The sequence below is a fragment of the Streptomyces sparsogenes genome, assembly GCF_001704635.1.
Lineage (GTDB): Bacteria > Actinomycetota > Actinomycetes > Streptomycetales > Streptomycetaceae > Streptomyces > Streptomyces sparsogenes.
The window spans coordinates 1-18,921 of the sequence record NZ_MAXF01000017.1 but is presented as its reverse complement, the minus strand read 5'-3'; the positions used below and the strand labels follow the sequence as shown (position 1 = coordinate 18,921).

The 18,921-nt window shown below is 73.0% G+C and carries 17 protein-coding genes; 9 read left to right on the top strand and 8 right to left on the bottom strand.

The window, feature by feature from the left end:
• Positions 1-275: 275 nt before the first annotated feature.
• The 3 genes from BBH68_RS02870 to BBH68_RS02860 all read right to left on the bottom strand — a co-directional run bounded on the left by BBH68_RS02870 (position 276) and on the right by BBH68_RS02860 (position 4,554).
• The gene (locus tag BBH68_RS02870) at positions 276-2,051 is read right to left on the bottom strand and encodes a phosphatidylglycerol lysyltransferase domain-containing protein (RefSeq protein WP_065958644.1); all 1,776 of its coding nucleotides are present in this window, start codon (positions 2,049-2,051) and stop codon (positions 276-278) included.
• 106 nt (positions 2,052-2,157) lie between these two features.
• Positions 2,158-3,255 carry a nicotinate-nucleotide--dimethylbenzimidazole phosphoribosyltransferase gene (gene cobT, locus BBH68_RS02865; protein ID WP_076971039.1) on the bottom strand — a complete coding sequence of 366 codons (1,098 nt, stop codon included), beginning with the start codon at positions 3,253-3,255 and terminating at the stop codon, positions 2,158-2,160.
• A 99-nt stretch (positions 3,256-3,354) separates the two neighbouring features.
• Positions 3,355-4,554, bottom strand: a complete 1,200-nt coding sequence (locus BBH68_RS02860; protein WP_065958642.1) for a bifunctional adenosylcobinamide kinase/adenosylcobinamide-phosphate guanylyltransferase — start codon at positions 4,552-4,554, stop codon at positions 3,355-3,357.
• Between the two features lie 308 nt (positions 4,555-4,862).
• Between BBH68_RS02860 and BBH68_RS02855 the strand changes: the two genes are divergently transcribed.
• A complete protein-coding gene (locus tag BBH68_RS02855) occupies positions 4,863-5,072 on the top strand; it encodes a hypothetical protein (protein WP_065958646.1) in 210 nt (69 codons plus the stop codon).
• A gap of 105 nt (positions 5,073-5,177) precedes the next feature.
• Here BBH68_RS02855 and BBH68_RS02850 read toward each other — a convergent pair whose 3' ends face one another.
• Positions 5,178-5,888, bottom strand: coding sequence for a class I SAM-dependent methyltransferase (locus BBH68_RS02850; RefSeq protein WP_065958641.1), 711 nt, complete (start codon positions 5,886-5,888; stop codon positions 5,178-5,180).
• 188 nt (positions 5,889-6,076) lie between these two features.
• Positions 6,077-6,673 (bottom strand): DUF3043 domain-containing protein, encoded by a 597-nt coding sequence (locus tag BBH68_RS02845; RefSeq protein WP_065958640.1) that lies wholly within the window; start codon positions 6,671-6,673, stop codon positions 6,077-6,079.
• Positions 6,674-6,958: 285 nt separating this feature from the next.
• On the opposite strand from BBH68_RS02845, the gene BBH68_RS02840 reads away from it, so the two are divergent.
• The 4 genes from BBH68_RS02840 to BBH68_RS02825 are packed head-to-tail and all read left to right on the top strand — an operon-like array spanning position 6,959 to position 10,034.
• Positions 6,959-7,729 (top strand): PspA/IM30 family protein, encoded by a 771-nt coding sequence (locus BBH68_RS02840; RefSeq protein ID WP_076971037.1) that lies wholly within the window; start codon positions 6,959-6,961, stop codon positions 7,727-7,729.
• Between the two features lie 49 nt (positions 7,730-7,778).
• Complete coding sequence (gene pspAA, locus BBH68_RS02835) at positions 7,779-8,057, top strand: PspA-associated protein PspAA (protein ID WP_065958638.1); 279 nt, start codon at positions 7,779-7,781, stop codon at positions 8,055-8,057.
• A 28-nt stretch (positions 8,058-8,085) separates the two neighbouring features.
• Complete coding sequence (locus tag BBH68_RS02830) at positions 8,086-9,360, top strand: sensor histidine kinase (protein ID WP_079150759.1); 1,275 nt, start codon at positions 8,086-8,088, stop codon at positions 9,358-9,360.
• A complete protein-coding gene (locus BBH68_RS02825; RefSeq protein WP_065958636.1) occupies positions 9,357-10,034 on the top strand; it encodes a response regulator transcription factor in 678 nt (225 codons plus the stop codon). The genes BBH68_RS02830 and BBH68_RS02825 overlap by 4 nt, the downstream gene beginning before the upstream one ends.
• A gap of 97 nt (positions 10,035-10,131) precedes the next feature.
• On the opposite strand, the gene nadA is transcribed toward BBH68_RS02825, so the two are convergent.
• Positions 10,132-11,319, bottom strand: coding sequence for a quinolinate synthase NadA (gene nadA, locus BBH68_RS02820; protein ID WP_076971038.1), 1,188 nt, complete (start codon positions 11,317-11,319; stop codon positions 10,132-10,134).
• 230 nt (positions 11,320-11,549) lie between these two features.
• On the opposite strand from nadA, the gene erpA reads away from it, so the two are divergent.
• On the top strand, positions 11,550-11,903 hold the full coding sequence (gene erpA / locus BBH68_RS02815; protein WP_065958634.1) for an iron-sulfur cluster insertion protein ErpA: 354 nt from the start codon (positions 11,550-11,552) through the stop codon (positions 11,901-11,903).
• Between the two features lie 112 nt (positions 11,904-12,015).
• Here the strand turns inward: erpA and BBH68_RS02810 are convergent, their stop codons facing one another.
• The gene (locus BBH68_RS02810) at positions 12,016-13,539 is read right to left on the bottom strand and encodes a hypothetical protein (RefSeq protein ID WP_065958633.1); all 1,524 of its coding nucleotides are present in this window, start codon (positions 13,537-13,539) and stop codon (positions 12,016-12,018) included.
• Between the two features lie 250 nt (positions 13,540-13,789).
• Here BBH68_RS02810 and BBH68_RS02805 point away from each other — a divergent pair, with 250 nt between their 5' ends.
• The gene (locus tag BBH68_RS02805; protein WP_065958632.1) at positions 13,790-14,767 is read left to right on the top strand and encodes a carbohydrate kinase family protein; all 978 of its coding nucleotides are present in this window, start codon (positions 13,790-13,792) and stop codon (positions 14,765-14,767) included.
• 23 nt (positions 14,768-14,790) lie between these two features.
• On the opposite strand, the gene BBH68_RS02800 is transcribed toward BBH68_RS02805, so the two are convergent.
• On the bottom strand, positions 14,791-16,284 hold the full coding sequence (locus BBH68_RS02800; protein WP_065958645.1) for a cysteine desulfurase/sulfurtransferase TusA family protein: 1,494 nt from the start codon (positions 16,282-16,284) through the stop codon (positions 14,791-14,793).
• Between the two features lie 244 nt (positions 16,285-16,528).
• Between BBH68_RS02800 and ctaC the strand changes: the two genes are divergently transcribed.
• Both ctaC and BBH68_RS02790 read left to right on the top strand, forming a co-directional pair.
• Positions 16,529-17,491: an aa3-type cytochrome oxidase subunit II gene (ctaC, locus tag BBH68_RS02795; protein WP_065958631.1), complete on the top strand. Its 963-nt coding sequence runs from the start codon at positions 16,529-16,531 to the stop codon at positions 17,489-17,491.
• The coding region (locus BBH68_RS02790; protein WP_065958630.1) for a cbb3-type cytochrome c oxidase subunit I at positions 17,488-18,921 on the top strand (1,434 nt) is incomplete at its 3' end. The genes ctaC and BBH68_RS02790, both read left to right, overlap by 4 nt.

Sequence of the window (18,921 nt, the reverse complement as noted above, 5' to 3'; positions counted from 1 at the left end):
CGCCCGCCCCGCCAGCCCGGCAGGCCGACACCCGGCAGCCCGGCAGCCCAACAGCCCGACACCCGGCAGCCCGGCAGCCCGGCAGACCGAGCCCAACGGCCCGGTAGCCCAACAGCCCGCCAGCCCGGCAGACCGAGCCCGCCAGCCCGACAGCGCCCGACAGTCCGCCCCCGGGCGGGCCCGGGGTGGCCCGGCCGCCCCGGCGTGCGCCCGGGGCGGCCTGGCGGCCCCGGGCCCGCCGCCGCCCGCCGCCCGCCGCGCTTCGCGCTTCGCGCTCAGCGCGCGGCGCCCGTCTCCAGGCGCTTGCGGTTCAGCCACTTGGGCAGCCCCGGCGCCTCCAGGAAACCCTCGGCGCGCGCCGCGGCGATGCCGATCCGCGGCAGGTCCGTGCTCTTCTCGAAGAGCAGGTAGCGCGGCTCCCAGATCGGCCGGTACTTGGCGTTGGCGCGGTACAGCGACTCGATCTGCCACCAGCGGGAGAAGAAGCCGAGCAGCGAGCGCCACAGCCGCAGCACGGGGCCCGCGCCCAGCCTCGACCCGCGCTCGAAGACCGACCGGAACATCGCGAAGTTCAGCGAGATCTGGTCGGCCCCGACCTCCTTCGCCCGCTGGATCAGCTCCAGCACCATGAACTCCATCAGCCCGTTGTCCGAGTCCCGGTCGCGCCGCATCAGATCCAGGGACAGCCCGTGCGACCCCCAGGGCGCGAAACTCAGCAGCGCGCGCGGTCTGCCGTCGCGGTCCGCGCAGTCCAGCAGCACGCAGCGGCCGTCGCGGGGGTCGCCGAGCCGGCCGAGCGCCATGGAGAACCCGCGCTCGGTCTCGCCGTCCCGCCAGTCGTCGGCGAGCCGCAGCAGCCGGGCCATCTCCTCTTCCGGGATGTCCTCGTGGTGGCGGATGCGGACCGTGTAGCCGGCGCGCTTGACGCGGTTGTAGGCCTGGCGCACGGTGCGCATGGCGCGCCCGTCCAGCGTGAACTCCCCGGTGTCGACGATCGCCTCGTCCCCGAGTTCCAGGGCGTCCAGGCCGTGCCGCGCGTACACCGTGCCGCCCTCCTCGCTCGCCCCGATGACGGCCGGGGTCCAGCCGTGTTCGCGGGCCTCGCTCAGCCACCGGTCGATCGCGCCGGGCCAGGCCTCCGGGTCGCCGAGCGGGTCGCCGGAGGCGAGGGCCACGCCGCTCACCACCCGGTAGGTGACGGCGGCCTTGCCGGTCGGCGACCAGATGACGCTCTTGTCGTGGCGCAGCGCGAAGTAGCCGAGCGAGTCGCGGTCGCCGTGCCGGTCCAGCAGGGCGCGCAGCCGGTGCTCGTCCTCCGCGGAGATCGGGTCGACGACGCGGCGGGAGCGGAAGGCCACGTACAGGACCAGCAGGAGCAGGGCGGTGCTCATGATGTTGATGACGACGTTCGCCCAGCCCGGGGTCTCGATGCCCTCGAAGCGGCCCTCCAGGGCCGCGAGCGAGATCAGCCGCAGCACGCCGTAGTGCCAGCGGTCGAGGAAGGAGGAGCGGTAGTCGTCGGGCGCGGTGTTGGTGAGGGTGACCAGCCCGGCCGCCACCAGCGAGCCGATCAGCAGCCCGCCGACGGCGACGGCGGCCGCGAGCCGGGGGTTCGAGCGGTCGCCCTTGGCGTAGAACGCGCGGCGCCCGGCGAGCAGCGCGGCGACGAAGGCGGCGGTGAGGCCGAGCGAGACCCAGTTCTGCGGGTGCCGGGCGGCGGCCGGGCGGGTCAGCGCCAGGGCCAGCAGGGGGACGATCAGACCGGCGAGGACGAGGTTGAGGAGCCATGCGGCGCGCTTGCGGCGGCGCATGGTGATCGCCAGGAACATCGAGAAGGCGCCGGAGAAGAAGCCCGCGGTGAGCAGGTACGGGGTGAAGTACTCGTCGACGTTGTGGCGCTTGATGTCGTTGCCGAAGGACACCCACACCGCGCCGAGGAAGTTCAGCGCGGCGACAGCGCGCAGGTACCAGACCGTGAAGGCGGCCGAGCGGCGCGTCCGGGGTCGGTCGCGGTGGGTGGCCTCCGGCGGTTTCGTACGGACCTCTCCCATGCCGCGAGCATAGGGGCAGAAGGGACGAAACGGTGTCGGCGGGGTACGGCCGACCGGTGACCGGGGCCGGAGGCCCGGGTCAGTCAGGTCATGCGGCCCGGGTCAGTCAGGTTATGTCGTCGGTGGCCGGGGCGGCCGTCGCGCCGGCCCCCTCGTCGCCCACCGGATCGGTGCGCTCCGGCAGCTCGGCCGCGAGCGCCGCGGCCGCCCGCACCAGCGGCAGGGCGAGCAGCGCCCCCGTCCCCTCACCCACGGTCACGCCGTGGTCGAGCAGCGGGTCGAGCGCGATGCGGTCGAGCGCCTTCTCCTGGGCGGGCTCGCCGCTGCTGTGCCCGGCCAGCCACCAGTCGGGCGCGCGGAACGCGACGCGCTGCGCGACCAGCGCGCACGCCGCCGAGACCACCCCGTCGAGGATGACGGGGGTGCGGCGTACGGCGCTCTGGAGCAGGAAGCCCGTCATCGCGGCGAGGTCGGCGCCGCCGCAGGTCGCCAGCAGTTGCAGCTGGTCGCCGAGGACCGGGCGGGCGCGGCGCAGCCCGTCGCGGATGGCCGCGCACTTGCGCATCCAGGCGAGGTCGTCGATGCCCGCGCCGCCGCGCCCGGTGACCTGCGAGGCGTCGGTGCCGCACAGCGCGGCGACCAGGGTCCCGGCGGCGGTGGTGCCGCCGACGCTCAGATCGCCGAGGACGAGGAGGTCGGTGCCCCCGTCGGCCTCCTCGTCGGCGATGGCCATGCCGGCGCGGAAGGCCTGCTCGGCCTCCTCGAGGGTCAGCGCGTCCTCGATGTCCAGGCGGCCGGAGCCGCGGCGGACGCGGTGGCGGGTGACCTCCTTGGGGAGGTCGTCGGGGTCGCAGTCCAGGGACATGTCGACGACGCGCAGGGGCACGTCGAAGCGGCGGGCCAGGACGGCCACGGGGCTCTCGCCGTCCAGCACGGCGCGTACGAGCCGGTGGGCGCTGCCCGCGGGGCGGGCGGACACGCCCAGTTCCGCGACGCCGTGGTCGCCGGCGAAGAGCACCACGCGCGGCCGCTCGATCGGCTCGACCAGCACCCGCTGCTGGGCGGCGGCCAGCCACTCGCCCAGCTCGTCCAGGCGCCCGAGCGCCCCCGGGGGCAGCGCCAGCCGCGCCCGGCGCTCCTCGGCGTCACGCCGGACGCCGCCGTCGGGACGCTCGATCAGGTCGACGAAGTCATCGAGATTCAGACCGCTCACGGGCGGAACCCTACCCGGCGCCGGGGTGTCCCGGGGCGGGGTCGCGGTGGCCGCGGGGGCCGGGTGGGCGGGCCGCCGCCCGGCGCGCGCTCAGCCCCGCAGCGGCAGGGCCTGGCCGGCCACGACCAGCAGGACCTGTTCGCACTCCGCCGCGAACGCCGCGTTCAGACGGCCGAGTTCATCGCGGAAGCGGCGCCCCGAGGCGGTGGCGGGGACGACCCCCGAGCCCACCTCGTTGCTGACGGCCACCACCGTGCGGGTGGTGGCGCGCACGGCGGCGACCAGGGCGTCGACGCGCTCGTGGAGGGCGCTCCGGCCGCCCTGCGCCCAGGTGTCGTCGTCCCAGGCGCCGACGGAGTCCATCGCGTCGGTGAGCCACAGCGAGAGGCAGTCGATCAGCAGCGGGCCGCCCTCCCGGGCCAGCAGCGGCGGCAGGTCGCGGGTCTCGGCGGTGCGCCAGGAGGCGGGGCGGCGCTCGCGGTGGGCGGCGACGCGCTCGGCCCAGTCGGGGTCCTCCTCGCGGGTGCCGCCGGTGGCGACGTAGAGGACGTCGGGCAGGGCCGCCAGCCGCCGTTCGGCCTCCACGGACTTGCCGGAGCGCGCGCCGCCGAGGACGAGGGTGCGGCGCGGCAGGTCGGGCACCGCGTGGTACTCGCCGACGACGACCGTCTCGCCGTCCGGTACGGCGCGCGCGCCCGCCGCCGCGAGCCGGCGGTGCAGCTCGGGGCCGGGCGGGACGGTGTGGTCGAGGTGGACGGCGAGGACGTCCGTGGTCGGGCCGACCGCCCCGGTGGCGCGCAGCTGGGCCAGCGCGGAGGGGCGGCCGAGGACGTCGAGCAGCACCATGTCGTAGGGCTCGGCGGGGGCGGCCAGGCCGGCGGGGGCGGCGCCGGGCGGGAGGTAGAGGAGGCGGGTGGAGTCGGGGCCGGTGACCTCGTAGCCGGTGCCGGGGGAGTCCAGCGGCACGGCCCGCACCCGGTGGCCGCTGATGAGGGCCAGCTCGCGCCCGTCGGGCACCCGGCCCGGCGCGGGCAGCCCGGCGGGGAACTCGACGGCCGGGCCCGCGTGGGGGTGGGAGAGCAGCACCTGCACCACACCGGTCAGGGAGTATCCGGCCCGCGCGGCGGCGAAGGCCGCGCCGGGGGTGAGGTCGAGCAGCAGCGCCCCGTCGACCAGCAGCGCGGTCGCAGCCCGCGCCTCGTCGCCGACGGCGGTGGCGCAGGCCGCGCAGGGACAGCCGTGCCGGGGCAGCCCGGCGGGGGCCCCGGTGCCCAGGAGAGTGAGTTCCACGCCCTGATCGTCTCGCGTCCCGGTGCGGCGGGCGCGCTCAGGTCACTCCGCCAGGTCACCCCGCCGCGCGTGATCAGTCGCCTAGGCCCTGTCGTCAAAGTAGCGCCGTCCGCCCGCAGGGCGGGCCCCACGGCGTCTGGTGCGTGCGATCGCAAGGCGGAGGGTCGTCCTCGTAGTGGGCCTACTCGGACGATCCCGACAACGCAGCGAGCGTGCGTGCCAGGCGTCGTGGGGCAGGCGGGACTTTGACGACAGGGCCTAGGCTGCGGGGCAGACATCAAGTGACCGGCGGGATGGAGGAGGCGGACATGGCATGGACGTGGCGGTTCGAGAAGTCCGACGGTACGGAGACGAAGCCCGCGGTGCAGCCCGACGAGTTCCCGACGCAGGGGGACGCCGAGTCGTGGATCGGGGAGGAGTGGAGAGCCCTGCTGGAGGGAGGGGCGGAGCAGGTGACCCTCTTCGAGGACGGGTCCAAGATCTACGGGCCCATGAGCCTGCGGGCCGAGGAGGGATGAGGTGAGGGCGCGCGGCTGAGGAGGGGCCGATGGGCCGCCCGCTCAGCCGCGCGCTCCGCACAGGCGTACAGGCTCCGCGCGCTCCGCACGTGCGCGTACGGCCGCTCAGGCTCCGCCGCGCACCCCGCACAGGTGCAGCAGGGCCGCCACCGCGCGGTACGGGTCCGTGCGCCCGGCCCGGTCCTCCGCTTCCAGCAGCCGGTCCCAGTCGTCCGGCACACCTGAGTCGTCGGGGGCCAGGTCGGTGAAGACCCGCACGCCGTACCAGGTGTGCAGCGGCGCCCCGATCGCGGTGAGCGTGGTGGTCAGCTCCTCGCGCCGGTCGGCGCGGACCGACAGGCCGATGCGGTTGGTGTACGCGGGGGAGTCGAAGGCGGCGAGGGCGCCGTCCCAGTCCCCCTGGAGCCCCGGCCGCAGCGCGAGCGCGTCGGCGTTGCGGACCAGCAGGGACAGCAGGCCGCCGGGCGCCAGCACGCGCGCCAGGGCGGCGAGCATCGGGTCCGGCTCGGGCACGTACATCAGCACGCCGTGGCACAGCACGACGTCGAAGGCGCCCGGCAGGAAGTGCGCGCCCGTGTCCCGGCCGTCGCCCTCGATGAGGCGCACCCGCTCCCGGATGCCCGCCGGCTCGGCCGACAGGGCCTCGCGGACCGCGTCCAGCATCGCCGGATCGGACTCCAGGCCGGTCACCTCGTGGCCCGCGCGGGCCAGCCGGAGGGCCTGGGTGCCCTGGCCGAGACCGACGTCGAGCACGCGGAGCCGCCGGCCCACCGGAAAGTGGGCCGCGATCCGCTCGTCGAGCTGGCGGGCGACCAGTGTCTGCCGGACGGTGTTCCGCAGGCCGCCGAGACCGCTCAGCCAGCCACTCGCCCCGCCCGCGAAGCCGGAGCCCGCCGAACCGGAACCGCCCGCCGAACCGGAACCGCCCGCCGAACCGGAACCGCCCGCCGAACCGGAACCGCCCGCCGAACCAAAGCCGTCCGGGATGCCGGAAGCGGCCCCGCTCAGGGCCGCTCTCCGCGCTTGACCTGCGGCTTGGGCAGCCGCAGGCGGCGCATCTGGAGCGTACGCATCAGGGCGTACGGCACCGCGCCGCGCAGGTTCTCATCGGGGAACCGCTTCCGCAGCTGACGCTTGAGCTGGATGGCGAGGACGATCGAGTTGACCACGATCAGGAGGATGACCAGCATCCACAGCAGCAGCACATAGGTCTGCATCGCCCCGGCCTGGACCATGCTGAGGACCAGGATCACCACGGCCAGCGGCAGGAAGAACTCCGCCACGTGGAAGCGGGAGTCCACGAAGTCGCGGGCGAAGCGCCGCACCGGCCCCTTGTCGCGGGCGGGCAGATACCGCTCGTCGCCGCCGGCCAGCGCCTCGCGCTGGCGCGCGAGGTCGGCGCGCCGGGCCTCGCGCTGGCGCCGCGCGGCGTCCTTGCGATTCATCGGCGTACTCGCCACGCTGCGGCGCTGCGACTGGGCCACGCTGCGCTTGGGGGTCGGGCGGCCCTTGGGCGCCTGAGGGTCACGGGGCTGCTGCGGCTGGTCCGCGATCACCTTGGCGGTGGCGGCCTGCTCGTCCTTGGAACGGCTACGGAACACAAAGCCCAAGGGTACGGGTTGAAGGGTGTGGGCCCCAGCCCCAGGGGGAACGATCCCGCAACGGCACCGTGCTCCTCCCGGCTTCTGCTCCGCTCCACCCTGCCCCATCCCGCTCCTCCCCGCTCCTCCTTGCGCCGGAGGCGCCGCGGACCTGATCGTCCTTGGGGAGGAGCGCGAGCGGCCCGGAACAGTGCGGTAATGGAGACAGGGCCCGTAGGCTGGGTCTGTTGGATGAGTGCTGGAGCCGGTAGTCCGTAGTCCGTCAGAAGGGGGCGCGCGAGGCCCATGAGCGGTGTCATGAAGCGTATGGGAATGATCTTCCGCGCGAAGGCCAACAAGGCCCTGGACCGGGCCGAAGACCCGCGCGAGACCCTTGACTACTCGTACCAGAAGCAGCTCGAGCTGCTCCAGAAGGTGCGGCGCGGCGTCGCGGACGTGGCCACCTCCCGCAAGCGCCTGGAGCTCCAGCTCAACCAGTTGCAGGGGCAGTCGAGCAAGCTCGAGGACCAGGGGCGCAAGGCGCTCGCGCTGGGCCGGGAGGACCTGGCGCGCGAGGCGCTCTCCCGCCGCGCCGCGCTGCAGCAGCAGGTCACCGACCTGGAGACCCAGCACCGGACGCTCCAGGGCGAGGAGGAGAAGCTGACGCTGGCCGCGCAGCGGCTCCAGGCCAAGGTGGACGCCTTCCGTACGAAGAAGGAGACCATCAAGGCCACCTACACCGCGGCCCAGGCGCAGACCCAGATCGGCGAGGCCTTCTCCGGCATCTCCGAGGAGATGGGCGACGTCGGCATGGCGATCCAGCGCGCCGAGGACAAGACCGCGCAGCTCCAGGCCCGGGCCGGCGCCCTCGACGAGCTGCTGGCGTCCGGCGCGCTCGACGACCCCTCCGGCATGGCCAAGGACGACATCGCCGCTGAGCTGGACCGGATCTCCGGCGGCTCGGACGTGGAGCTGGAGCTCCAGCGGATGAAGGCCGAGCTGGCGGGCGGCTCCCCGCAGCAGGCCATCGAGGGCGGGCAGAAGCAGGAGCAGCCCCGCCCCAATATGGACAAGTGACGGACGCGTAGCCGACCAGTGGTCCACCCCGGCCCCGAAGGAGGTCGTCGTGATCGTACGGATCATGGGGGAGGGGCAGCTACGGCTGGACGACAGCCACCTGTCCGGCCTGAACAGGCTCGACGACGAGCTGCTCGCCGAGGTGCACAGCGACGACGAGGACGGCTTCCGGCGCACCCTCGGCGCGCTGCTGGACGCGGTGCGCTCGCTGGGCGAGCCGCTGCCCGACGACTCCCTGGAGCCCTCGGAACTCATCCTGCCCGCCCCGGACGCGACGCTCGCGGAGGTCCGGGCGATGCTCAAGGACGACGGCCTCATCCCGGGCTGAGCCGGCACCCGGCGCCGGGTCGTTACGGTTGGGTGCCGTGACTCCCCTCGCCGTCGGGCCGGGCCTGGCCCGGCCGTACCGCTGGCTGACCGCGCATCCGAGGTCGCTGGACACCCTGCTGGCCCTCGTCACCTTCGCGCTGATGCTGATCGGCGCCGCGGCCAGCCCGCACACCGGCCACCACCCGATCAACGCGGTCTTCGTCCTGCTGGCCGCGCTGTCCGCGGCCGCGCTCGTGCTGCGCCGCCGCTTCCCGATCGGCGTCCTTGCCGTCACCGGCGCGCTCACCGTCGTGGAGGTGGTCACCGCCCACGACGGCCCCCCGCGCACCTCCATCGTCTTCGGCGTCGTGGTCGCCCTGTGCACGGTCGCGGCGCGCACCGACCGGCCGACCACGCTGCGCGTCGGTCTGATCACCGTCGCCCTGCTCACCGGGGCCGCGATGCTCTGCGGGCTGCGCCCCTGGTACGCGCAGGAGAACTTCGGCATCTTCGCCTGGACCGGTCTCGCCGCCGCCGCGGGCGACGCGGTGCGCAGCCGCCGCGCGTACATCGCGGCCATCGAGGAGCGCGCAGTGCGCGCCGAGCGGACCCGCGAGGAGGAGGCCCGCCGCCGGGTCGCCGAGGAGCGGCTGCGCATCGCCCGCGAGCTGCACGACGTGGTCGCCCACCACATCGCGCTGGTCAATGTGCAGGCCGGGGTGGCCTCCCACGTCATGGACAGTCGCCCGGACCAGGCCAAGCAGGCGCTCGCGCACGTACGGGAGGCCAGCCGCTCGGCGCTCGACGAGCTGCGCGCCACCGTCGGGCTGCTGCGGCAGTACGGCGACCCGGCCGCGCCCACCGAGCCGGCCCCGGGCCTGGCGGTGCTGGACCAGCTGGTCGACGGGTTCGTACGGGCCGGGCTGCGGGTGGAGGTGGAGGCGGTCTCCCGGGACGGCCTCGGCTCGCTGGCGGCCTCGGTGGACCTCACCGCCTACCGGATCGTCCAGGAGGCCCTGACCAATGTGCACAAGCATGCCGGGCCGGACGCCAAGGCCCAGGTGCGGATCGTGCGCACCTCCGCCGTGCTGCTGATCACCGTGGACGACGACGGCCCCTGCGCCGAGGAGCCCCCGGCGGAGGGACCGGGCGGCGGACACGGGCTGATCGGGATGCGGGAGCGGGTCGCCGCGCTCGGCGGCAGCTGCGAGGCGGGACCCCGGGCGCAGGGCGGCTTCCGGGTCCGGGTGAGACTGCCCCTGCAGGCGCGCGCGGGGGAGTCGCGTGGAGATCGGGGAGAAGGGGGCGGAGGGGACTCATGACCATCAAGGTGCTGCTGGCCGACGACCAGGCGCTGCTGCGCAGCGCGTTCCGGGTGCTGGTGGATTCCGAGCCGGACATGGAGGTGGTCGGCGAGGCGGCGGACGGCGCCGAGGCCGTGGAGATCGCCCGTGACCGGGGCGCCGACGTGGTGCTGATGGACATCCGGATGCCCGGCACGGACGGGCTCACCGCGACCCGCATGATCAGCGAGGATCCGCGGCTCGGCGACGTCCGGGTGGTGATGCTGACGACGTTCGAGGTGGACGAGTACGTCGTGGAGTCGCTGCGGGCCGGCGCGAGCGGCTTCCTGGGCAAGGGCGCCGAGCCCGACGAGCTGCTGGCCGCGATCCGGATCGCGGCGGCGGGCGAGGCGCTGCTGTCCCCGGCCGCCACCAAGGGGCTGATCGCCAGGTTCCTGGCGCAGGGCGGCTCGGACGACGGGGAGGGCGCGTACGACGCGGCGCGGCTGGACGCGCTGACCGTGCGGGAGCGGGAGGTGCTGGTGCAGGTCGCGGGCGGGCTGTCCAACGACGAGATCGCGGCGCGGCTGGAGGTCAGCCCGCTCACGGTCAAGACGCATGTGAACCGCGCGATGGCCAAGCTCGGCGCCCGGGACCGGGCGCAGCTGGTGGTGATCTCGTACGAGACGGGGCTGGTGCGGCCCCGGGGCTGAGCCGGGGCCGAGCCGGAGACGAGCCGGCCGGGAAGGCCGGGCGGGCCCGGGGGAGGATCGGCCCCGGGCCCGCCCGGCCACCTGGTGGGGTGGCCGGTTACGGCAGGGCCAGCATCCGCTCGAGGGCGAGCTTGGCATAGGCCTCGGTCTCCTTGTCGACCTGGATCCGGTTGACGACCTTGCCGGCCGCGAGCGACTCCAGGGACCAGACCAGGTGCGGCAGGTCGATCCGGTTCATCGTGGAGCAGAAGCACACCGTGCGGTCGAGGAAGACGATCTCCTTGTCCTCACTGGCGAAACGGTTCGCCAGTCGGCGGACGAGGTTCAGCTCGGTGCCGATCGCCCACTTGGAGCCGGCCGGCGCGGCCTCCAGGGTCTTGATGATGTGCTCGGTCGAGCCCACGTGGTCCGCGGCCGCCACCACCTCGTGCTTGCACTCGGGGTGCACCAGGACGTTGACGCCCGGGACGCGCTCGCGGACCTCGTTGACCGAGTCCAGCGAGAACCGGCCGTGCACCGAGCAGTGCCCGCGCCACAGGATCATCTTGGCGGCGCGCAGCTCCTCGGCGGTCAGGCCGCCGCCCGGCTTGTGCGGGTTGTAGACCACGCAGTCGTCCAGGGACATGCCCATCTCGCGCACCGCGGTGTTGCGCCCCAGGTGCTGATCGGGCAGGAACAGCACCTTCTCTCCCTGCTCGAAGGCCCAGTCCAGCGCCCGCTTGGCGTTGGAGGAGGTGCATATCGTGCCGCCGTGCCGGCCGGTGAAGGCCTTGATGTCGGCGGAGGAGTTCATGTACGAGACGGGCACCGTCACCCCGGCGACCCCGGCCTCGGTCAGCACGTCCCAGCACTCGGCGACCTGCTCGGCGGTGGCCATGTCGGCCATCGAGCAGCCCGCCGCCAGATCGGGGAGGATGACCTGCTGGTTGTCGCCGGTCAGGATGTCGGCGGACTCGGCCATGAAGTGGACACCGCAGAAGACGATGTACTCGGCGTCCGGCCGGGCGGCCGCGTCGCGGGCCAGCTTGAAGGAGTCCCCGGTGACATCGGCGAACTCGATGACCTCGTCCCGCTGGTAGTGGTGGCCGAGCACGAACACCCGCTCCCCGAGCGCGGCCTTGGCCGCGCGGGCGCGCGCCACCAGGTCCGGGTCGGAGGGCGCGGGCAGGTCGCCGGGGCACTCCACGCCGCGCTCGCTCCGGGGGTCGGCCTGGCGGCCGAGGAGCAGCAGGGCGAGTGGTGTCGGCTGGACGTCGAGGGGTTGGGCGGTGGTCACGTCACGCACCCTTCTTTCTTCACGGGGGACCCTTAATCGTCAAAATGACGCTATCTATCATATCCTGCTTCACGTCAGTTTGACGATGCTCATCGCGTCAATGTGACGCATTCCGGAGGGCCGCCCGTGTGTGCGAGCATGAACAACGCAGGAAGAAAAGCGCCCGCCCCGGAATGAATCCGGGACGCCGTTGGTTGGAGCCCACGGCAAGCAGTCCGTACGACCCGGGAGAGAAGCAGATGACCGTTCAGGACGAGACCACCGCGAGCGAGGGCATCATCCTGTCCGACGCCGCCGCGTCGAAGGTCAAGAGCCTGCTGGAGCAGGAGGGCCGCGACGACCTCGCGCTGCGCGTCGCCGTCCAGCCCGGCGGCTGCTCCGGCCTGCGCTACCAGCTCTTCTTCGACGAGCGCTCGCTCGACGGCGACGTCGTCAAGGACTTCGGCGGGGTCAAGGTCGTGACCGACCGCATGAGCGCCCCGTATCTGAACGGTGCCTCGATCGACTTCGTCGACACCATCGAGAAGCAGGGCTTCACGATCGACAACCCGAACGCCACGGGCTCCTGCGCCTGCGGTGACAGCTTCAGCTAGGCCACCGTCGCGTTACCGCGAAACGCCGTGGGGGCGGGCCCGACCGGGCCCGCCCCCACGGCGTTTGTGGTCCGCGCGCCACAGCGGCTGAGCCAAAGGGCGCGCCGGGGGCTCACTTCCGCCGGGGCACGGTCTCGCCGGTCCTCGCGTCCACGACCTTCCGGTCGTCGAGCGGCTTGTCCAGCTCGACCTTCTTCTCGATCCGCTTGGCGATGAGGATGCAGGGCCGGCCCGGGTGCAGCCGCTTCCCCTTGATCTCCAGCTTCACCCGCGAGGCGGACTCCTCGGCGGAGACCTTGTACGACTCGCAGACGCCGCCCCAGAAGCGCACCGTCAGGGTCTTCCCGGACACGCTGTACGACGTGATGTCGTCGACCTGGCCGGTACCGGTCCCCGTGGAGGGGGACGTACCGGGGGAGGGCTTCTTGAGGAACTTCGGGTCGACGGCCGGGTAGGTCACCGTGCTCAGGCCGTCCCGCGCGCCCGACGGCGCGACCTGGAAGAGCCAGGACGGCACCAGCGCCGGCCGCCCGTCCACGGAGCGCGCCGCGAGCCCGAGGGTCGCCTTGCGCACCGTGACCTCGTCGCCCTTGCCCTCCGTACCGCTGCCGCCCGTGCCGCCCTTCTCCTCCGCCTTCTCGGTCTTCTCGGCCTTCTTCTCGCTCCGCGGCGCCGCGCCCTCCTTGCTGAGCAGCTTCACCGCCTTGTCCGCGCCGATCAGCGGGTACGTGTCGTCCTTCGCGGGCTTCGACAGCAGCCCGGCGCCCCCGACCAGCTGTCCGTCCGCGCCCACTTGCAGACTCGTCTGCCAGCCGTGGGTCGGCAGGCCGTCCAGCACCGGGTCGGCCGTCACCACCCGCACCGCGCCGTGGAGCCGGGCCGCGTCCAGCTTCGCGCCGTCCAGCCCCAGGGCCTTCAGCACCGGCCCGGCCACGCGCTTGGCCCTGCCCTCGGAGACGGCCCGGTCGGACCCCTTGCCGTCCGACACCTTGCCGTCGGACCCCTTGCCGTCGGACCCCTTGTCGCCCTTGGAGTCCGCTGCCCCCTCGGAACCCGAGGCCCCGCCGCGGTAGGAGGGGCAGCTCTGCTCGCCCGCCTCCGGCGGCTCCACGCAGGAGGTGCCGCCCGGGGAGCCGTAGGCCGAGTACGACCAGCCGCCCGGCGCCTTCTGGCTCACCCGGAGCACCGGGCTCATCGTGTCCTTGCTGCCCCCGACCTTCCAGGTGCCGTGGTCCGCGCGCGGGCTCCCCGGCAGGTCCAGGGCCTTCGCCAGCCGCGCCACCTCCGCCTTGGTGACCTTGGCGCCGGTCCGGTACACCGCGGCCGACCCGGGCCCTTCCGGCAGCTCGCCGACGGCCTTGTACTGCCGGCCGTACGGGTTCGGCTCGCCGGGCGCGATCCCCGGCCGGTCCGCGGCCCCGGGCCCGTCCAGCGCGAGCGGCTTCGGTGAACCGTCCTCCCGTGCGGCGCCCGGGTCCTGCCCGCCGCCCGCGGCGGTCGAGGCCCAGTACGCCCCGCCGCCACCGGCGAGCAGCACCGCCGCCGCCACCGAGGCGACGGCCAGTGGCGAACGCCGGCGCGGCCGCGGGTCGTCGCCCTCGGGGGTCTGTGGGGTGTCGGTGTCCTCGGTGCTCACCGTTTCGCTCCTTCGGCTCCGCTGAAGCTGTACCGTCCCACCTCTCGCGAGGGGCACGTCGCTGAGACGGAGCGGCGGGGCACGTGGTTCCTCCGGCCGCCGTAACCGTCACCCCGTACGCACCGTATGCATCGTGCACCCGGTGTGAAACGAGCTAATATCGGGTGGTTTCGACCGTTCGTGCGGGGGTGACGGAGCCGATAGCGTAAGGCGTCCGTTGTCCTCCGTCGCCCGCAGGAGCAGACCCGCCGTGCGAATCGCAGTCACCGGCTCCATCGCCACCGACCACCTGATGACCTTCCCCGGCCGCTTCGCCGATCAGCTGGTCGCCGACCAGCTGCACACGGTCTCCCTCTCCTTCCTGGTGGACACCCTCGACGTCCGCCGCGGCGGCGTCGGCCCCAACATCTGCTTCGGCATGGGCGTCCTCGGCCTGCGCCCGATCCTGGTCGGGGCGGCCGGCGCGGACTTCGCGGACTACCGCGCCTGGCTGGACCGCCACGGCGTGGACACCGAGTCCGTCCACATCTCCGAGGTCCTGCACACCGCGCGCTTCGTGTGCACCACCGACACCGACCACAACCAGATCGCGTCCTTCTACACCGGCGCGATGAGCGAGGCGCGCCAGATCGAGCTGCAGCCCGTCGCGGACCGGGTCGGCGGGCTCGACCTCGTCCTGATCAGCGCGGACGACCCGGAGGCCATGGTCCGCCACACCGAGGAGTGCCGCTCGCGCGGCATCCCGTTCGCCGCCGACCCCTCGCAGCAGCTCGCCCGCATGGGTGGCGACGACATCCGGCTGCTCGTGGAGGGCGCGGACTACCTGTTCACCAACGAGTACGAGGCGGCGCTGACCGAGACCAAGACCGGCTGGTCGGCGGACGAGATCCTGGCCAAGGTCGGCACCCGCGTCACGACCCTCGGGGCGCAGGGCGTGCGCATCGACCGCGCCGGCGAGGAGCCGATCCTCGTCGGCTGCCCGGAGGAAGAGGCGAAGGTGGACCCGACGGGCGTCGGCGACGCGTTCCGCGCGGGCTTCCTCTCCGGGCTCTCCTGGGACCTGTCCCTCGAGCGCGCGGCCCAGGTCGGCTGCATGCTCGCGACGCTGGTCATCGAGACCCTCGGCCCCCAGGAGTACGAGCTGCGCCGCGGCCACTTCACGGAGCGCTTCGCCAAGGCGTACGGCCAGGAGGCGGCCTCCGAGATCCAGCCCCACCTCGGCGGCTGACCCACCTTCCGGAGGGGGCACCTCTACGCCCGGCGGCGGACGCGGTACGCCGTGCCGCGGTCGGCCGGGCGTTCCCCTTCGTACGTGTGGCCGCGCATCGCGCACCACGCCGGGATGTCCAGCCGGGCGGCCTCGTCGTCGGCGAGCACCGTGACGAGGCCGCCGACCGGGACCTCCCCGATGACCTTGGCCAGCTCGATGACCGGGATCGGGCAGAGCTTGCCGAGCGAGTCGACCACCAGCTCCGCCTCCTCGTCCCCCGGACCGCCCGCACCCGGACCGCCCGCACCCGGCCCGGCGGAGCCCGCCGGGCCGGCGGAGACCCCCGAATCGCCGGAAGCCGACCCGGCCGAGGCCGCCGTGGCCTCCTCCGCCCGTTCCGGCGCGCCGAGCCGCCCGCGCACCCCGCGCACCACGTCCGGCAGCACGGCGAGGAAGCGCTCGACGTCCTCCTCGGCCGTCCCGAGGGGCAGCGAGACGCGGACGTTGCCCTCGGACAGCACGCCCATCGCGCGCAGCACATGGCTCGGCGTCAGGGTGCCGGAGGTGCACGAGGAGCCGGAGGACACGGAGAAGCCCGCCCGGTCCAGCTCGTGCAGCAGCGCCTCCCCGTCGACATAGAGACACGAGAAGGTCACCAGGTGGGGTAGCCGCCGCTCCGGGTCGCCGACCACCTCCACGTCGGGGACCAGCCGCGGCACCCGGGCCCGGATCCGGTCCACCAGCTCCCGCAGCCGCTCGGCCTCCGCGGCGGCCTCCTCCCGTACGGCGCGCAGCGAGGCCGCGGCCGCGAGGACGGCGGGGATGTTCTCGAAGCCGGGGGCGCGGCCCGACTCGCGCTCGTCCGCCGGGCCCTGGGGAGCGAAGCGCACGCCCTTGCGCACGGCCAGCAGGCCGACGCCCGACGGCCCGCCCCACTTGTGGGCGCTCGCGGTCAGCAGCGACCAGTCGCCCGGGACCGGGCCGAAGGCCAGCGACTGCGCGGCGTCGACGAGCAGCGGCACGCCCGCCTCCGCGCACTCCGCCGCCGCCTCGGCCACCGGCTGCCGCGTCCCCACCTCGTGGTTGGCGGACTGGAGACAGGCCAGGGCGGTGGGGCCGGGGGCCGCGCGCAGGGCGGCGGCGTACGCGCCCGGCGCGACCCGGCCGGCGCGGTCCACCGGGACCTCGGCGACCGTGCCGCCGGCCGCCTCGTGGGCGGCCGCGGCGTGCAGCACCGCGGAGTGCTCGACGGCGGAGTGGACCAGATGGCGGCCCGCCCGGCGGCGGCCCGCGAGGGCCCCGGCGATGCCGTCGTGCAACGCGCGGGTACCCGAAGAGGTGAAAGTGAGCTCGTCGGGGCGGACGCCCACGGCGTCGGCCGCCGCCTCCCGGGCGGCGTCCAACAGCAGCCTGGCGCGCCGCCCCTCGCGGTAGAGGCGGGCCGGATCGGCCCAGCCCTCGTCGAGCGCGGCGAGCAGCGCCTGGCGGGCGACGGGGTGCAGCGGGGCGGACGAAGCGGCGTCGAAGTAGGGCACGTACACAAGCTAACGCGGGACCTGTTCAGTGCCCCTTCGAACGGGTTTCTCCACCTCTTCGAACGGGTTTCTCCGCCTCTTCGGGGAGCGCCCCGGCGCGTTGGGCACCCTCCCCGCGCGACCCCAAATGGCGTCCAGTAGGGTTTGGTCCGCATAAACATCCAAACCCCTGCCCGCACCGGGCCGGCGACCGACCAGCGAGACGGCCGCGGCCGTGCGGGCGAGACTCTCGGGAAGGCGCTACGTGAGTCCCAACGGCTCCGACCGCTCGTCGCGGCGCCCGGTGCGGCGGAAGCTGCTGCAGGCGCTGGCCGCGGGCTTGGTCCTGGCGACCGCCACCGGTTGCACATCGAAGGACTTCCCCCGCCTCGGAATGCCCACCCCGGTCACGGAGGAGGCGCCGCGGATCCTCTCCCTGTGGCAGGGCTCGTGGGCGGCTGCGCTCGCCACGGGCGTTCTGGTCTGGGGCCTGATCCTGTGGGCGGTCATCTTCCACCGCCGCAGCAGGACCAAGATCGAGGTTCCCGCGCAGACCCGGTACAACATGCCCATCGAGGCGCTGTACACCGTGGTCCCGATCATCATCGTCTCGGTGCTGTTCTACTTCACCGCGCGCGATGAGAACGCGCTCCTCAAGACCTCCGCGAAGCCCGCCCACGTGATCAACGTGGTGGGCTACCAGTGGAGCTGGGGCTTCAACTACATGGAGAACGTGGACGGCAACCTGTCCACGCCCAGGAAGACCCCGGAAGAGGTCTCCTCGATCCCGGACCGCATGCTCAAGGCCGTGCCCAAGGGCGCGGAGGGCGTGTACGAGGCGGGCATCCCGGGTGACCGCGACCCGGACACCGGCAACCCGGGCCCCACGCTGTGGCTGCCGAAGGGCGAGAAGGTCCAGTTCATCCTGACTTCCCGTGACGTCATCCACTCGTTCTGGGTGGTCCCCTTCCTGATGAAGATGGACGTCATCCCGGGGCACACCAACCGCTTCGAGGTGACCCCGAACAAGGAGGGCACCTTCCTGGGCAAGTGCGCCGAGCTGTGCGGTCAGGACCACTCGCGGATGCTCTTCAACGTCAAGGTCGTCTCCCCGAAGGAATACCGGAAGCACCTGGAGGACCTGGCGAAGAAGGGTCAGACCGGATACATCCCGGCGGGCATTGAGCAGACGGACGCCGCCAAGAACGCGGAGACCAGGAACAAGTGAGCATCCTCAACGAACCTCAGGGTGCCGACGCAGCCGCCGCACACGCGGACGGGCCGCCGGTGCGCCGCAAGCAACCAGGGAACTCCGTCGTCAAGTGGTTGACCACCACCGACCACAAGACGATCGGGACGCTCTACCTCGTCACGTCGTTCGCGTTCTTCTGCATCGGCGGGCTCCTGGCGCTGCTCATGCGCGCCGAGCTGGCCCGTCCCGGCACGCAGCTCATGACGAACGAGCAGTTCAACCAGGCGTTCACCATGCATGGCACGATCATGCTGCTGATGTTCGCCACGCCGCTGTTCGCCGGCTTCGCGAACTGGATCATGCCGCTGCAGATCGGCGCGCCCGACGTGGCGTTCCCGCGGCTGAACATGTTCGCCTACTGGCTCTACCTGTTCGGCTCGATCATCGCGGTCGCCGGGTTCCTCACCCCGCAGGGCGCGGCCGACTTCGGCTGGTTCGCGTACTCCCCGCTGTCGGACGCGGTCCGCTCGCCGGGTGTGGGCGCCGACATGTGGATCATGGGTCTGGCCTTCTCCGGCTTCGGCACCATCCTCGGCTCGGTCAACTTCATCACCACGATCATCTGCATGCGCGCTCCGGGCATGACGATGTTCCGCATGCCGATCTTCACCTGGAACGTGCTGCTCACCGGTGTGCTGGTGCTGCTGGCCTTCCCGGTCCTGGCCGCCGCCCTGTTCGCGCTGGAGGCCGACCGTAAATTCGGGGCGCACGTCTTCGACGCGGCCAACGGCGGAGCGCTGCTGTGGCAGCACCTCTTCTGGTTCTTCGGCCATCCCGAGGTGTACATCATCGCGCTGCCGTTCTTCGGCATCGTCTCCGAGATCATTCCGGTGTTCTCGCGCAAGCCGATGTTCGGTTACGTCTCGCTGATCGGCGCGACGATCTCGATCGCGGGTCTGTCGGTGACGGTGTGGGCGCACCACATGTACGTCACGGGCGGCGTGCTGTTGCCGTTCTTCTCCTTCATGACGTTCCTCATCGCGGTGCCGACCGGTATCAAGTTCTTCAACTGGATCGGCACGATGTGGAAGGGGTCGCTGTCCTTCGAGACCCCGATGCTGTGGACGATCGGCTTCCTGATCACCTTCACCTTCGGTGGTCTGACCGGTGTCATCCTGGCCTCGCCGCCCATGGACTTCCACGTCTCGGACTCGTACTTCGTGGTGGCGCACTTCCACTACGTGGTCTTCGGCACGGTCGTGTTCGCGATGTTCGCCGGATTCCACTTCTGGTGGCCGAAGTTCACCGGCAAGATGCTGGACGAGCGTCTCGGCAAGATCACCTTCTGGACGCTGTTCATCGGCTTCCACGGCACCTTCCTCGTCCAGCACTGGCTGGGGACGGAAGGGATGGTCCGCAGGATCCCGGACTATCTCGCCGCGGACGGCTTCACCACGCTGAACACC

What these genes read in the sequence shown, in the direction of transcription:
- erpA (WP_065958634.1), top strand. Translation starts at nt 11,550, where the DNA reads ATGACCGTTCAGGACGAGACCACCGCGAGCGAGGGCATCATCCTGTCC.
- BBH68_RS02840 (WP_076971037.1), top strand. Translation starts at nt 6,959, where the DNA reads ATGAGCGGTGTCATGAAGCGTATGGGAATGATCTTCCGCGCGAAGGCC.
- BBH68_RS02870 (WP_065958644.1), bottom strand. Translation starts at nt 2,051, where the DNA reads ATGGGAGAGGTCCGTACGAAACCGCCGGAGGCCACCCACCGCGACCGA.
- BBH68_RS02855 (WP_065958646.1), top strand. Translation starts at nt 4,863, where the DNA reads ATGGCATGGACGTGGCGGTTCGAGAAGTCCGACGGTACGGAGACGAAG.
- BBH68_RS02825 (WP_065958636.1), top strand. Translation starts at nt 9,357, where the DNA reads ATGACCATCAAGGTGCTGCTGGCCGACGACCAGGCGCTGCTGCGCAGC.